Source organism: Comamonas sp. CMM02 (assembly GCF_014851485.1).
Lineage (GTDB): Bacteria > Pseudomonadota > Gammaproteobacteria > Burkholderiales > Burkholderiaceae_C > Comamonas > Comamonas avium.
Genome location: NZ_JACUZW010000001.1, coordinates 220,187 through 234,389, shown reverse-complemented (window position 1 = coordinate 234,389; position 14,203 = coordinate 220,187). Strand labels below are relative to the sequence as shown.

The following is a 14,203-nucleotide window of genomic DNA, read 5'->3' as shown; positions in this document are numbered from 1 at the left end:
TCCAGAAGGAAGCTCCATGGCCTTCATTGCATGGTCCAGCGCGCTCATGCTGGGCATCCCCAAGATCGATGCCCAGCACCAGGTCCTGGTGGAATTGATCAACGCTTTGCACGATGAGCTGGGCAAGCCCACCCCTTCGCGCACCACCCTGGCCGAAGTGCTGGAGGGGCTGGTCGACTACACGCACAACCACTTCATTGAAGAAGAGGTGATGTTCCAGCGTTACGGCTATCCCCAGACCACCGCGCATACTGCCGAACACAGCCAGTTCACCGCCAAGGCCATGGACTGGCTGATGCGCTTTGAAGATGGCGAGGACATCAACCTTGAGGCCATGGACTTTCTCAAAGACTGGCTGCTGCACCACATTCTGCAAGAAGACCGCGCCTATGTGCCCTTTCTGAAAGCCGCCCTCACAGCACATGCACCAAGCCTCAGCACGGCATGAAGAAATAATAAAGATAGCTATCAGCGCTTTAAATTCAACGCTTTCAAATACAAAAGTATCCAAAAACACCAGCAGACAAGCGCTGTGCGCTCTTATTTCAGATATACCATCAAAAAGGCGGCTGCCTCATTGCGAGACAGCCGCCTTTTTTGCTGGTTGTAAAGACTCTGCTTAGCTCAGCGTCACACGGGCAAACTTGCGCTTGCCCACTTGCACCACAAAGGTGCCCGCGTCCAGCTTCAGACCACGGTCGCTGACCACATTGCCATCCACACGCACACCGCCACCGTCCATCAGGCGATTGGCCTCACTGGTCGACGGAGCCAGATTGGCTTGCTTGAGCAACGCACCAATGCCCAGCGGCGCGCCGCTCAGGCTCACCTCGGGAATGTCGTCAGGAATGCCGCCCTTGGAGCGGTTCATGAAATCTTGCTCAGCCGCATCGGCTGCCGCAGCACTGTGAAAGCGCGCAGTAATTTCCTTGGCCAGCGCCACCTTGGCGTGCTTGGGGTTGCCGCCTGCTTCAATCTCGGCCTTCAGCGCCGCAATCTCGGCCAGGCTCTTGAACGACAGCAGGGTGTACCAGTCCCACATCAGCGTGTCAGAGATTGACAGCACCTTGGCAAACATGGTGTTGGCATCTTCAGTGATACCAATGTAGTTGTGCTTGGACTTGGACATCTTGTCCACGCCATCCAGGCCCACCAGCAAAGGCATTGTCAGCACACACTGCTGCTCCTGGCCATATTCAGCCTGCAGATGACGGCCCATCAACAGGTTGAACTTCTGGTCGGTGCCGCCCAGCTCCAGATCACTTTGCAACGCGACCGAGTCATAGCCTTGCAGCAGCGGGTACAAGAACTCGTGCAGACTGATCGAGCTGCCTTCGCTGAAACGCGTGTGAAAGTCATTGCGCTCCATCATGCGAGCCACGGTGTACTTGGCCGACAGCTCAATCATGCCGCGCGCGCCCAGCTTGTCACACCACTCGCTGTTGTAGCGCACTTCCGTGCGGGCAGGGTCCAGCACCTTGGCGGCCTGCGTGTAATACGTCTCGGCGTTGACCTTGATTTGCTCGGCAGTCAGCGGCGGGCGGGTGGAGTTGCGGCCCGAAGGGTCGCCAATCAGCGTTGTGAAATCGCCGATCAGAAAGATCACGGTATGACCCAGGTCCTGCAGCTGGCGCATCTTGTTGAGCACCACGGTATGGCCCAGGTGAATGTCTGGAGCCGTCGGGTCCAGTCCCAGCTTGATGCGCAGCGGCACGCCTGTGGCCGCAGAGCGGGCCAGCTTTTGCGTCCAGTCAGCAACTGGTAACAATTCGTCAACGCCGCGCAAGGTGATTTCAAGCGCTTGTCTTACAGCCTCAGTGACTGGGTATGTTGTAACAGCATTTTGATTCATAAGGGTTTTTTCCAGCGCGGGGATGTTCCTCCCCGGTATACTTCGGGCTCGATTGCAGTGATGAATTCTAGTCGGCAAGCCATTTACATACTGCTCAATGGCCACTATGCTGACAGATTACGTACCCCATCACTGACACGCTTTCCTGCCTTCAGGGTACACACCATTCCCGGGAACCCATGTTTTGAGCCACAAACTAGTTTCTGCCAGCACCGCTTTGCTTGCACAGCTGGCCCGGTCCATCCAGCGCCATCCAAAAAGGCTGACCGCCGCAATTGCCGCCCTGATGCTGACCGCAGGCGGCGGTGCGTTTGCCGTCGCCTCCCTGGGTCCAGACCCTGCCGACATGCCGGTGCGCACACTGACCCAGACCATCCCCTCTTTGGTAGATGGCAGCACGCTGGCGGATCTGACCGACCTCAACGACTTCTCGCTGTACCGCACGGATTACACCCGCTCCAGCGACACCCCTGAGTCCCTGCTGCAGCGCCTTGGCATTGCCGACCCCAGCGCTTCCGCTTTTTTGCGCAGCAATGAACTGGTTCGCCAGCACATCTTCAGCCGCAATGGACGCCTGATCTCTGCCGAGGCCAGCAACGACCACCAGTTGCGCAAGCTGACAGTGCGCTGGATTCAAGACGAAACCAGCCAGAACTTCCAGCGTCTGGTGCTTGAGCGCAATGCCGAAGGCAAGTTTGCCGCAGACATCTCGACAGCCCCCCTGACGGCAACCACACGCCTGACTGGCGGAACCATCCACAGCACCTTGTTTGCAGCCACCGACGCTGCAGGCCTGCCAGATGCAGTGGCTGTGCAGGTGGCAGATATCTTCTCGGACATCAACTTCCACCGCCTGCACAAGGGCGACCGTTTCTCCGTCATCTACGAAACGCTGGAAGCCGACGGTGAATTCCTGCGCTCAGGCCGCGTGCTGGCTGCAGAATTCCAAAACCGCGACAAGGTGCACAACGCCATGTGGTTCCAAGAGCCCGGTCAGCGTGGCTCCTACTACGCCATGGACGGCTCCAGTCTGCGCCGCGCTTACCTGAGCACCCCTGTGGAGTTCTCGCGCATCAGCAGTGGCTTTTCCATGCGCAAGCATCCGATTCTCAACACATGGCGCAAGCACCTGGGTACGGACTTTGCCGCACCCACAGGCACCAAAGTGCGCACGGTGGGCGATGGCTCGATTGAGTTTGCAGGCTGGCAAAACGGCTACGGCAACGTGATTTACGTCAAGCACGCCAACACCTCCCACGTCACGGTCTATGCGCACTTGAGCCGCATTGACGTGAAAAAGGGGCAGTCTGTCGAGCAAGGTCAATTCATTGGTGCCGTGGGCACCACAGGCTGGTCCACGGGCCCGCACCTGCATTTTGAATTCCGCGTGAACGGTGCACACCAGGATCCGCAGACGGTGATTGCCAAGAGCGAAGCCAGCGAAATCTCTGAAAAGGTACGCAAACAGTTCACCCAGCATGCACAGTTCATGCACATGCAACTGGCTTCTGCCGAGCTGATTCGACAAGCCAGCGCCCAATAAGCCTGTGCTACTCTCTCAAGGGCTTCGAGCAATCGAAGCCCTTTTTCTTTGCCCCTTGAAGCCCCTATGAGCACCCTGCCAAAGCCAGCCCAAGCCCACCATTGCGAGCTTTATATCGGCCTGATGTCAGGCACCTCACTGGACGGCGTGGATGGCGTGCTGGTGCAGTGGGATGGCGCACAGCCGCAGCAGATGCACGTGCTGGCTTATGCAGCGCAGGCGCTTCCCCCCAGCCTGCGCCAAGAACTGCTTGCCCTGAACAGCCCCAACGGAGCCAATGAGCTGCACCGTGCAGCTTTGGCAGGCAATGCTGTCAGCCGCGCCTACGCAGATGTGGTGATGCAGCTATTGCAGCAAAGCAGCACCACCGCCTCTCAAGTACGCGCCGTGGGCGCCCACGGACAAACCGTGCGCCACCAGCCCCAGCTGCACGATGGCACGGGCTACACCTTGCAGCTGCAAAACCCCGCTTTGCTGGCAGAACTCACAGGCATTGCCGTGGTTGCAGACTTGCGCAGCCGTGATGTTGCCGCAGGCGGCCAGGGTGCTCCGCTGGTTCCAGCCTTCCACCAGGGCGTATTCAGCCGTGCGGACCAAGCAACCGTGGTCCTCAATATTGGCGGGATTGCCAATCTGAGTGTCCTGCCTGCATACAGCAGCCCCGCAGCACCGGTCTGTGGTTTTGATTGCGGGCCTGGCAACGCCCTGATGGACTGGTGGTGCCTGCAGCACACCGGCGCCAGCTATGACGACCAAGGCCGCTGGGCTGCTGGCGGGGTGGTCCACCCGGCGCTTCTGGCGCGCCTGCTGGCCGAGCCTTTTTTGCAGCAGCCCCCCCCAAAAAGCACTGGGCGTGACTTGTTCAACCCTACGTGGCTGCAGTCGCAACTTCAAGCGGTGGCTTGCAACATTCCCCCTCAGGATGTGCAAGCCACGCTCACAGCCTTTACGGCCCATAGCTGTGCAGATGCCATTCGGCGCTACGGACAAGGCAGCTGCAGCCTGCTGGTATGCGGAGGTGGTGCCTTGAATACAGAGCTGATGCGCCAACTGCAGGCTTTGCTGCCACAGACAAAAGTAGAAAGCACGAGCGCGCGCGGCCTTCCTCCCCTGCAGGTAGAAGCTGCGGCTTTTGCGTGGCTGGCCCGCCAGTGCCTGCATGGGCTCCCGGGCAACCTGCCCGTTGTCACTGGCGCTCAGGGTCCACGCATCCTTGGGGCGATTTACCCCGCCTGAAGCACAGCGCCAGTCAACGGTCAGTCATGGGTGTCTGGTGCCGGGCGCACGCGCTCATCAGGCTCGAGCTGACTGAATACCAACGTTGCAGCCAGCGTCATGACCCCCACCGTCACGAACGTGGCTTGCAACGCCATCAGCTTGTAACCCTCTTTGGCTTGCCACATATCGGCGAACCCCGCCAAAACAGCACCCGCCACAGCCACCCCCATGCTCATGGCAAGCATTTGCACCATGGACAGCAAGCTATTGCCGCTGCTTGCCGATTCACCACTCAAGTCTTTGAGGGTCACCGAGTTCATGGCCGAGAACTGCATCGAGTTCACACAACCAAAGGCAAACAACTGCAGCAGAATCAGCCAATGCGGCTGACTGGGGCTGACCAGGCCCAGACAGGCGATCATGAGCCCCAGCAGAATCGAATTCACCTGCAACACGCGCTTATAGCCAAAACGCATCACCGTGTGCACCGCAATCCGTTTGACAAGCATGCTGCCCAGCACTGTCGCCAGCATCATGGTGCCCGCGTGAAAGGGCGACAGCCCCAAGCCCACCTGCAGCATCAAAGGCACCAGAAATGGTGCGGCGCCACTGCCAAGGCGTGCAAACAAATTGCCCAGCAGCCCTACACGCAATGACCGTATGCCAAACAGCGCAGGCGCAAACAACGGTGTGGGGCTGCGCAATGCATGCATCCAGTATGCCGCCAGGCTGGCCATACCAAAGACCAGCAGCACCGCCACCAAGGCGCGACCCATGCCTGCGCCAGACAAGCCATCCAGCGCCAGCGAAACACCCACCATGCCCAGTGCCAGCAGCGCAAAGCCCACGCCATCGAACGAGCGCCTGGGCTGCTGATCGTTTTGGGGCATCCACCGCCAAGCAGCACACACCCCCAGTACACCCACAGGCACATTGATCCAGAAAATCCAGTGCCACGATGCATATTCCACCAGCCACCCACCCAGGGTAGGCCCCAGCAGCGGCCCAATCTGCCCAGGAATGGCAATAAAGGTCATGGCCCTGATAAAGGCCTCGCGCGGGTAGGCGCGCAGCACCGCCAGCCGCCCCACGGGCAGCATCATGGCCCCACCCACGCCCTGCACTACCCGTGCCATCACCAGAAACTGCAGACTGGGAGCCATGGCACACAAGACAGAGCCCAGAACAAACAACGCCATGGCCACTGTATAGATGCGGCGCGTACCAAAGCGATCAGCCACCCACCCCGTCGCGGGAATCAGCATGGCCGTCGTCAAGGCATACGCAACGACCACAGACTGCATCTGCAGCGGGCTTTCTCCCAATGAGGCGGCCATGCTGGGCAACGCTGTATTGAGAATGGTGGCATCCAGTGTCTGCATGAAAAAGCCCACCGCGACCAGCCACAGCAAGGGCTCTTTTTCAATGGTTTGCTTGTTCATTTTTCTTGTTGATTCGTCTTATGTTCCATCGCCACCAATACCTGCTGGGCTGATGCTTGAATGAGATTTGCACACAAAAAAGCCGCTGACTGGCAGCGGCTTTGATGGCACAAGGGACAAGCCCTCATTCGGTCATTAGGCCGAGAAGCTGGAGCCGCAACCGCAAGTGGTGGTTGCATTCGGGTTCTTGATCACAAACTGCGCGCCCTGCAGGTCTTCCTTGTAATCAATCTCTGCGCCCACCAGGTACTGGTAGCTCATGGCATCAATGAGCAGGGAGACACCATTTTTGGTCATGGTGGTGTCGTCGTCGTTGGTGATCTCATCAAAAGTGAAACCGTACTGAAAGCCCGAGCAGCCTCCGCCTTGCACAAACACGCGCAGCTTCAGGTCAGGGTTACCCTCTTCCGCAATCAAGTCCGCCACCTTGGCAGCTGCACTGTCGGTAAAGAGAATAGGGGCGGGCATTTCTGTGCTGATGTTTTCTGCAACGGCGCTCATGGGGATACTCCGAGTGTTCTTCTGAAAATCGGTTCGAATGGTACTGCAGTTTGCTCAGGAATTAAGCAAGCGCAGGGTTTGACGTCAGTACCAGTGGGGACATTGGCCGTGCAGACAAGCTGCTGCGCCACCGCATCTGAAGCCCACAAAAAAGCCGCCACACCCGAAGGCAAGGCGGCTTTTTTGTGGGCAGGCCATTCCCGAAGAAACAGCCTTTTCCGAAGGTCTGAAACGAATTAACGCTTCGAGAACTGCTTGGCGCGACGAGCACCACGCAGACCAACCTTCTTACGCTCGACTTCGCGGGCGTCACGTGTCACGTAGCCAGCTTGGCTCAGGACAGGCTTCAGCGCTGCGTCATAGTCGATCAAAGCACGGGTCACGCCGTGGCGGACTGCGCCCGCCTGGCCGGATTCACCGCCGCCGTGGACGTTGACTTGAATATCGAAAGCTTCGATATTGCCAGTCAGCACCAGAGGCTGCTTAGAGATCATGATAGAAGTTTCGCGGCCGAAGTACTCTTGAATGTCTTTGCCATTCACAGTAATTTTGCCGGAGCCCTTCTTCAGGAATACACGTGCGACGCTGGACTTGCGACGGCCGGTACCATTGTTCCAATCACCAATCATTCAAGTCTCCTTAGATTTCCAGAGCCTTAGGCTGCTGTGCGGTGTGGGGATGCTCAGCACCACCATAAACCTTCAGCTTCTTGATCATGGCGTAGCCCAGAGGACCCTTGGGCAGCATGCCCTTGACGGCCTTCTCGAGCGCACGGCCAGGGAACTTAGCCTGGAGGTCGCGGAAGTTGGTGGCAGTGATGCCGCCTGGATAACCCGAATGACGGTAGTACACCTTGTCCAGGTTCTTGGTGCCAGTGACCTTGATCTTGGCAGCGTTGATGATGACGATGTAGTCACCGGTGTCAACGTGAGGTGTGTAGATTGCCTTGTGCTTGCCGCGCAGACGGAGTGCCACTTCGCTGGCGACACGTCCGAGCACCTTATCGGTGGCGTCAATCACAAACCACTCGTGTTGCACCTCAGCGGGTTTTGCGCTGAATGTAGACATGAGATTTCTCTTTCAAGAAGGTTTGAAGAATCCTTTTCTGCGGTCGGTGCTTCTTCTTAAATTCATTGCTGAACCAGGAAGCCTCTTAGGCAGTATGTATTGAAGCCAAGGCTTTACACCAGGGATTCAACACTTCGCCGCGGGACCCATAAAATCGCTGCGAAGCCCGCCATTATACGAAATAGCGTCCAATAGCGCCATCAGCACCTTGTGCTTGTGTGGAATTAGTCGCTCAAACTGAAATCGGCCCACACTGGTAAACCAACTGCGGCCTTGGGCCGCCCGCCCCGCTGCAGCCCGGCTGCCGCACTGAAACGAAAAGAATTACGACCTATGTTCAGCTACCGCCACGGCTTTCATGCCGGCAACCATGCCGACGTCCTGAAGCACACCGTCTTGATTGCTGCCTTGCAGCACATGGCACAAAAAGAAACCGCCATCAGCGTAATCGACACCCACGCGGGTGCTGGCCTGTACCGTCTGGACGGCGACTTTGCCAACACCAGCGGTGAATCCAAAGACGGCATTGCCCGCCTGCTGGACACCCCTGAAGAGGAATTGACTCCCGCCCTGCGCGCCTACGTACAGGCCGTGCGCAGCGTCAATCAGGGCAAGGGCGTCAAGACCTACCCCGGCTCCCCCTTCATTACGCAAAGCCTGCTGCGTCCCCAGGACAAGCTGCGCCTGTTTGAGCTGCACCCTGCTGACTGGCGCGCGCTGGACGGCAACATGTCTCAGCTGGATGCTGGCAAGCAGGTCGAAGTGCTGCTGGAAGACGGCTTTAACGGCGTCAAGCGTTTCTTGCCGCCACCTTCGCGCCGCGGCTTTTTGCTGTGCGACCCCAGCTACGAAATGAAAACCGACTATGGCCGCGTCATCAGCATGATGGACGATGCCTTGGTGCGCTTTTCTACTGGCACGTACGCCGTTTGGTACCCCATCATTCCGCGCCAGGATGCGCATGACCTGCCCAAGCGCCTCAAAACCATGGCCAACAAGGCTGGCAAAAGCTGGCTGCACGCTACGCTGACCGTCAAATCCAGCAAACTGCGCAGCGAAGTGAACGACTACGGCGACACCGGCGCTGCCAAGCGCCCAGGCCTGCCCGCCAGCGGCATGTTCTTGATCAACCCGCCCTTCACGCTGCGTGCAGCACTGAAAGAGGCTTTGCCTCAAATGCAAAAGCTGTTGGCACAAGACAAGAACGCCACCCACACACTGGAGTTTGGCGAGTAACTGGCAGACAAAAAAAGGAGCTGTCAGCGCCCGTGCTTACTGGTTTTCAAGGTTAAAACACCTTGAAAACCCTATAAACACTGCGCTAACAGCTCCTTTTTTATGTGCAACTGGCGTTCATTCAGCCTTTGGCTTGCAGCAATGCGTCAGGGCAATCGTCCTGGCCTTCATCGAGCTTGTAGATTTCCACCGCCTTCACGCCACGGTCCAGCATGCCAATTTCTTCAGCAGCGGCCTTGCTCAAATCAATCACACGGTTTTTCACAAAAGGTCCGCGGTCATTCACACGAACCACAACGGCCTGCCCCGTGGCCTTGCTGCGCACGCACAGTTGCGTACCAAACGCGTAAGTGGGGTGAGCGGCAGTCAGCTCATACTGGTTGAAACGCTCGCCATTGGCTGTTTTGCGGCCATGAAAGCCCGGCCCGTACCATGAGGCAACGCCTTGCTGGTCAACCTCTGGCAATTCAAGCTCATACAGGCTTTGCTTGAGCGCCTTGGCGGGATCACCCAGCCCGCGTGCAGGCGGCGGTGCAATTTTGGCCAGCAGCTCTGAGCCGAAACGCATGCCCACCCGGGTATCGGAGGTCGTATCTCCTTTGGTGGAGATAGCGCCTTCAGCAGAAGGCGGCATGGGAGCACAAGCACTCAACAAAGCAGCCACAAGCAGTGAGGCTGCGGGCATGGCACGACGGCGTGCCAAAGACAACAAAGACAAAGACGTATCAGCGCAAGCAGACTGGCACCCTAGTGCAGGCATGGTCTAACCCTTCTAACGGTGAGCGCACAAAAAGCGACACCAAGGGCCTGCGGCATCCGCAAAGTCTGAATTACAGGCCGAGGCGGTCGCAAAGCTCCAAAGTGGCTGCGCTCTGGTTCATCGTATAAAAGTGCAAGCCGGGTGCGCCTTGGTCACGCAACTGCTCGCACAAGCGAGTAACCACATCCATGCCGAAGGCTCGGATAGAGGTTACGTCGTCCCCGTAGGCCTGCAGACGCAGGCGAATCCAGCGGGGAATCTCAGCGCCGGTCGCATCGGAAAAGCGCATGAGTTGAGAGGAATTAAGGATTGGCATGATACCCGGAACAACCGGAGCCGACACGCCAAGTGCTTGAATCCCTTCACAAAAACGGAAATATGCGTCCGCATTGTAGAAGTACTGGGTGATTCCTGCACTCGCGCCAGCCTGAATTTTTGTAGCAAAAGCTTTCAGATCTGTCTCTGGAGACTTGGCTTGCGGATGGGTCTCTGGGTAGGCGGCAACCTCGATATGAAACCAGTCGCCAAACTCTTTGCGGATGAAGGCCACCAGATCGCTGGCGTAGTGAAACTCGCCTCCCAGCCCATAGCCGCTGGGCAAGTCTCCACGCAAGGCCACAATGCGCCGAACACCCATGTCTTTGAGCTCTTGCAGCTCTGAACGCACCTTGTCGCTGGTAGCGCCAATGCACGAAAAGTGTGATGCAGCCTGCACCCCTTCTGCCTGAATATCGCGCACCATGCTGAAAGTGCCTGCCTGGGTGGAGCCACCCGCACCGTAGGTGACAGAGCAGAACTCGGGCTTGCGCGCATACAGCGCCTGGCGCACCTGCACATGTTTGGCAGCGCCTTCAGCCGTTTTGGTGGGGAAAAACTCAAAGCTGATGGGAAATGTATTTGCCACGTTCATCACTCCTGTCGCCTGCCCTCCCGGCAAGCTGCTGACTGTCTCTGTGCGGCAAAGGTGACAGACACGGCACCTTTGCCCACCTCTTAGCACCGCTTTTCGTGCGGCTTAAGCCTTTTTGCGCTTGGGACGCGCAGGCCCCGGTACGTTGTAGCCATCTTCTTCGTCATCAATGACATCGATGCGCTTGAGCTCACGCAGCACCGTGCGCGAAACACGCTTGGTGGCAGTTGCCGCAGGCATATCAGGCAACGGCTGGTCTAAATTTTTGATCTGGGCGCCCTGTACCGCATGCACAAAGAACTCGTGGTTGCCGTCGCCGCCTTCGATGGCAGACTCCATCCAGGCTTTCACCTCCAGACCCAGCTCGGCCAAGCACGTGCGCACGCGCGCTTCTACCTCTTTGAACAAGGCAGGATCACGCACAATGCCGCCCTTGCCAACCTGACCAGGCTGCAGCTCAAACTGAGGCTTGACCAGCATCAGCAAATGACCGTGGGGTTTGAGCATGCGCACCACAGCAGGCAGCACCAGCGTCAACGAGATGAAGGAGACATCACCGGTGACAAAGTCAAACTCGGGCGTAATGTTCACATCTGCGTACTCTGCCTTGCGGCGGCGCTCGGTAGGAACAGTGCCTTCAGCACGGGCTTTGGCCTTGGCGGCACGCTCAGCCTTGAAGGCTTCGATGTCCGAATCCTTGGCATCGCGGCTGTCGTCGTACTCTTCGTCAACCTGACCGCCATTGCGCATCCATGCATAAGGAGCCTGGGGCAAAGTCTCGTTGTCCTCTTCCTCTTCCCAGCGCTCAGAAATCACTTCTTCACAGGCATCTTCCAAAATGGCTGTGGTCATGAAACGGGCGTTCACCCCTTCCACGCAGATCACACGCACATCTTCACGCAAACGGTCATGCAGCTGGCCCTGACCCACGTCCACGCCAATCACCTGTGCGGCACCGCGCTGCAACAGACAGTCGGTAAAGCCGCCCGTGCTTTGGCCCACATCCAGGCAACGCAAGCCTTGCACTTTCAGGCCTGTGGCGTTCAACGCGCCTTCCAGCTTCAAACCACCGCGAGAGATGTATTTGACTTCCGCATCGTCGAGCAGCTTCAGCTCTGCACCTGCGGGGATGTCGTCACCATTCTTAGCAACTTTTTTCCATGGGGCCAACGGCGTCAGGCGCCATTCCACGCCCGAAGCGATCAGGCGCTGGGCCTGCGAACGGGTGGTGGCATGTCCGTGGTCCACCAAAAATACATCTGCGCGCATGGCGTAGTTTCCTTTTATTCACTCAAATTAGCCTTCAGCGCTGATCCAGACTGCGCAAGCCGCGCTCCATGTCTTCATATCAGCACCGAAGGTTGCAAAGCTGCAGCACGTGCTGCAGCTTTGCCCCGCCATGATTAATAGCGGTAGGTTTCAGGCTTGTAAGGGCCTTCCTTCTTCACACCGATATAAGCGGCTTGCGCATCGCTCAACTCGGTCAGCTGTGCGCCCACCTTCTTCAGGTGCAGGCGGGCTACCTTTTCGTCCAGCACCTTGGGCAGCACGTACACCTTGCCCACTTCGTAGGCTTCAGGGCGGGTGAACAGCTCGATCTGAGCGATGGTCTGGTTGGCAAACGAAGCACTCATCACAAAGCTGGGGTGGCCAGTGGCACAACCCAGGTTCACCAGGCGACCCTTGGCCAGCAAGATGATCTTCTTGCCGTCGGGAAACTTGATGTGGTCAACCTGGGGCTTGATTTCTTCCCACTCGTACTGTTCGATCGAGGCGACGTCGATTTCGTTGTCAAAGTGACCGATGTTGCAGACGATGGCTTCGTCCTTCATGGCCACCATGTGCTCGTGACGGATGATGTCCTTGTTGCCGGTGGTGGTCACGAAGATGTCGCACTTGTCGGCGGCATATTCCATGGTCACGACCTTGTAGCCTTCCATCGACGCTTGTAGGGCGTTGATGGGGTCAATCTCAGTCACCCACACTTGGGCGCGCAGAGCGGACAGGGCCTGCGCGCAACCCTTGCCCACGTCACCGTAGCCAGCCACCACAGCCACCTTGCCGGCGATCATGACGTCGGTGGCGCGCTTGATGCCGTCCACCAGCGATTCGCGGCAGCCGTACAGATTGTCGAACTTGGACTTGGTGACCGAATCGTTGACGTTGATGGCGCGGAACAGCAGCGTGCCCTTGGCCGACATTTCGTTCAGGCGGTGCACACCGGTGGTGGTTTCTTCGGTCACGCCGCGAATCTCAGCCGACTTGCGGGTGTACCAGGTGCTGTCCACTGCCAGCTTGGCCTTGATGGCCGCGAACATGATTTTTTCTTCTTCCGAGCCGGGGTTGGCCAGCACGGAGATATCTTTCTCGGCCTTTTGACCCAGGTGCAGCAGCACGGTGGCATCGCCGCCGTCGTCCAAAATCATGTTGGGGCCTTCGCCTTCAGTGCCCTTGGCACCGAATTCAAAGATGCTGTGGGTGTAATCCCAGTAATCTTTGAGCGACTCACCCTTAATCGCAAACACTGGCGTGCCAGTAGCGGCAATAGCAGCTGCTGCGTGGTCCTGGGTCGAGAAAATGTTGCACGAAGCCCAGCGCACAGTCGCGCCCAGGTCCTTCAGTGTCTCAATCAGCACGGCCGTTTGAATGGTCATGTGCAGCGAGCCAGTGATGCGTGCGCCCTTCAGGGGCTGAGCAGCAGCGAATTCTTCACGGATGGCCATCAGGCCGGGCATCTCGGTTTCAGCGATGCGAATTTCTTTACGACCCCAATCAGCCAGATTGATGTCGGTAATGGCCGAATCGGCAGGGTTAAAGCGAACAGCAGCGTTCATGGTTTTCTCCAACAATTGAATGAAAAACCACGTTCTGAGGAAGAAGAGGGATAAGCCATCTCACCGCACAGAAAGCGTGGGTGAGCGTCGTTTGCCTAGAGGCCAAGCCACTGCAGGTGGCCGCCGTCTTTCCGAGCCTCACGCCACCGCTCAATGGGGTGGACGCTGCAACGCTCCTCGGAAAGGAAAAGAGGTGGGAGATTGTAATCGAGCCTGCTGGCTGGCATGCGGTGTCAGCGTTTTATACGGGCAAGCCGCTCAAATACACGGCCTAAAACGCAGACAGCCGTAGCTGGGCTTGGTACGCCCCCCACAGCCATCACCCGCCTCAGCACGCTATGCCGCTGGTGCCATGCGCATAGGAATGGTCACCGGCCCGTCATTGACCAGGTGCACCTGCATATCAGCCCCAAAGGCCCCAGTCGCTACTGGCCCCACGTTGTGCAGCACTTTTGCTTGCTCTACCAGATAGTCATACAGGCGCTGTCCCTCTTGCGGATTGGCCGCCCTGGTAAAGCTGGGCCGGTTGCCACCGGTCGTATCTGCCGCCAGCGTGAACTGGCTGACGATCAGCAGCCCCCCTTGCACGTCCTGCACGCTGCGGTTCATCTTGCCGGCGTCATCCATAAAGATGCGCAGCTTCATTAGCTTGGCAAGCAGCTTGTCAGCCTCTTTTTCGCTGTCGCCTTGTTCGGCGCACACCAGCACCAGCAGACCATGGCCAATCTGACCAACGGTGCGCCCTTCGATGTCGACACGTGCTTCGCGCACGCGCTGCAATACAGTGATCATGATTTAAATAAATTGATAGCTATCGATGCTTTCCACGCAAGCATCTT

The 14,203-nt window shown here is 57.9% G+C and carries 15 protein-coding genes and 1 riboswitch; of the genes, 5 read left to right on the top strand and 10 right to left on the bottom strand.

Features of this window, described 5'->3' with window-relative positions:
- The first annotated feature begins 16 nt into the window (after positions 1–16).
- Positions 17–448 (top strand): bacteriohemerythrin, encoded by a 432-nt coding sequence (locus IB213_RS01080; RefSeq protein WP_192405110.1) that lies wholly within the window; start codon positions 17–19, stop codon positions 446–448.
- 171 nt (positions 449–619) lie between these two features.
- Here the strand turns inward: IB213_RS01080 and tyrS are convergent, their stop codons facing one another.
- Entirely contained in the window at positions 620–1,852 is a 1,233-nt protein-coding gene (gene tyrS / locus IB213_RS01075) for a tyrosine--tRNA ligase (protein WP_192405109.1), read from the bottom strand.
- A gap of 184 nt (positions 1,853–2,036) precedes the next feature.
- Here tyrS and IB213_RS01070 point away from each other — a divergent pair, with 184 nt between their 5' ends.
- Both IB213_RS01070 and IB213_RS01065 read left to right on the top strand, forming a co-directional pair.
- A complete protein-coding gene (locus tag IB213_RS01070; RefSeq protein WP_191722501.1) occupies positions 2,037–3,395 on the top strand; it encodes a M23 family metallopeptidase in 1,359 nt (452 codons plus the stop codon).
- Between the two features lie 66 nt (positions 3,396–3,461).
- Positions 3,462–4,631, top strand: a complete 1,170-nt coding sequence (locus IB213_RS01065) for an anhydro-N-acetylmuramic acid kinase (protein WP_192405108.1) — start codon at positions 3,462–3,464, stop codon at positions 4,629–4,631.
- A 20-nt stretch (positions 4,632–4,651) separates the two neighbouring features.
- On the opposite strand, the gene mdtD is transcribed toward IB213_RS01065, so the two are convergent.
- From mdtD to rplM, 4 genes are all read right to left on the bottom strand, one after another.
- Entirely contained in the window at positions 4,652–6,055 is a 1,404-nt protein-coding gene (gene mdtD, locus IB213_RS01060) for a multidrug transporter subunit MdtD (RefSeq protein ID WP_191722499.1), read from the bottom strand.
- Positions 6,056–6,190: 135 nt separating this feature from the next.
- Complete coding sequence (gene erpA, locus IB213_RS01055) at positions 6,191–6,556, bottom strand: iron-sulfur cluster insertion protein ErpA (RefSeq protein ID WP_191722498.1); 366 nt, start codon at positions 6,554–6,556, stop codon at positions 6,191–6,193.
- 236 nt (positions 6,557–6,792) lie between these two features.
- Positions 6,793–7,185 carry a 30S ribosomal protein S9 gene (rpsI, locus tag IB213_RS01050; RefSeq protein WP_191722497.1) on the bottom strand — a complete coding sequence of 131 codons (393 nt, stop codon included), beginning with the start codon at positions 7,183–7,185 and terminating at the stop codon, positions 6,793–6,795.
- A gap of 10 nt (positions 7,186–7,195) precedes the next feature.
- The gene (gene rplM, locus IB213_RS01045) at positions 7,196–7,624 is read right to left on the bottom strand and encodes a 50S ribosomal protein L13 (RefSeq protein ID WP_191722496.1); all 429 of its coding nucleotides are present in this window, start codon (positions 7,622–7,624) and stop codon (positions 7,196–7,198) included.
- 333 nt (positions 7,625–7,957) lie between these two features.
- Here rplM and IB213_RS01040 point away from each other — a divergent pair, with 333 nt between their 5' ends.
- Positions 7,958–8,860: a 23S rRNA (adenine(2030)-N(6))-methyltransferase RlmJ gene (locus IB213_RS01040; protein ID WP_191722495.1), complete on the top strand. Its 903-nt coding sequence runs from the start codon at positions 7,958–7,960 to the stop codon at positions 8,858–8,860.
- A gap of 121 nt (positions 8,861–8,981) precedes the next feature.
- Here the strand turns inward: IB213_RS01040 and IB213_RS01035 are convergent, their stop codons facing one another.
- Positions 8,982–9,494, bottom strand: a complete 513-nt coding sequence (locus tag IB213_RS01035; protein WP_225214022.1) for a septal ring lytic transglycosylase RlpA family protein — start codon at positions 9,492–9,494, stop codon at positions 8,982–8,984.
- Between IB213_RS01035 and IB213_RS18205 the strand changes: the two genes are divergently transcribed.
- The gene (locus IB213_RS18205; RefSeq protein WP_255501784.1) at positions 9,493–9,627 is read left to right on the top strand and encodes a hypothetical protein; all 135 of its coding nucleotides are present in this window, start codon (positions 9,493–9,495) and stop codon (positions 9,625–9,627) included. The genes IB213_RS01035 and IB213_RS18205 overlap by 2 nt on opposite strands.
- A 63-nt stretch (positions 9,628–9,690) precedes the next feature.
- Here the strand turns inward: IB213_RS18205 and metF are convergent, their stop codons facing one another.
- From metF to dtd, 4 genes are all read right to left on the bottom strand, one after another.
- On the bottom strand, positions 9,691–10,524 hold the full coding sequence (metF, locus tag IB213_RS01030) for a methylenetetrahydrofolate reductase [NAD(P)H] (protein WP_370551130.1): 834 nt from the start codon (positions 10,522–10,524) through the stop codon (positions 9,691–9,693).
- 111 nt (positions 10,525–10,635) lie between these two features.
- Positions 10,636–11,799: a TlyA family RNA methyltransferase gene (locus IB213_RS01025; RefSeq protein ID WP_191722493.1), complete on the bottom strand. Its 1,164-nt coding sequence runs from the start codon at positions 11,797–11,799 to the stop codon at positions 10,636–10,638.
- A 134-nt stretch (positions 11,800–11,933) separates the two neighbouring features.
- The gene (gene ahcY, locus IB213_RS01020) at positions 11,934–13,364 is read right to left on the bottom strand and encodes an adenosylhomocysteinase (protein WP_191722492.1); all 1,431 of its coding nucleotides are present in this window, start codon (positions 13,362–13,364) and stop codon (positions 11,934–11,936) included.
- Between the two features lie 75 nt (positions 13,365–13,439).
- Positions 13,440–13,549: riboswitch (S-adenosyl-L-homocysteine riboswitch) on the bottom strand.
- A 151-nt stretch (positions 13,550–13,700) separates the two neighbouring features.
- Positions 13,701–14,156: a D-aminoacyl-tRNA deacylase gene (gene dtd / locus IB213_RS01015; protein ID WP_192405106.1), complete on the bottom strand. Its 456-nt coding sequence runs from the start codon at positions 14,154–14,156 to the stop codon at positions 13,701–13,703.
- Positions 14,157–14,203 lie beyond the last annotated feature (47 nt).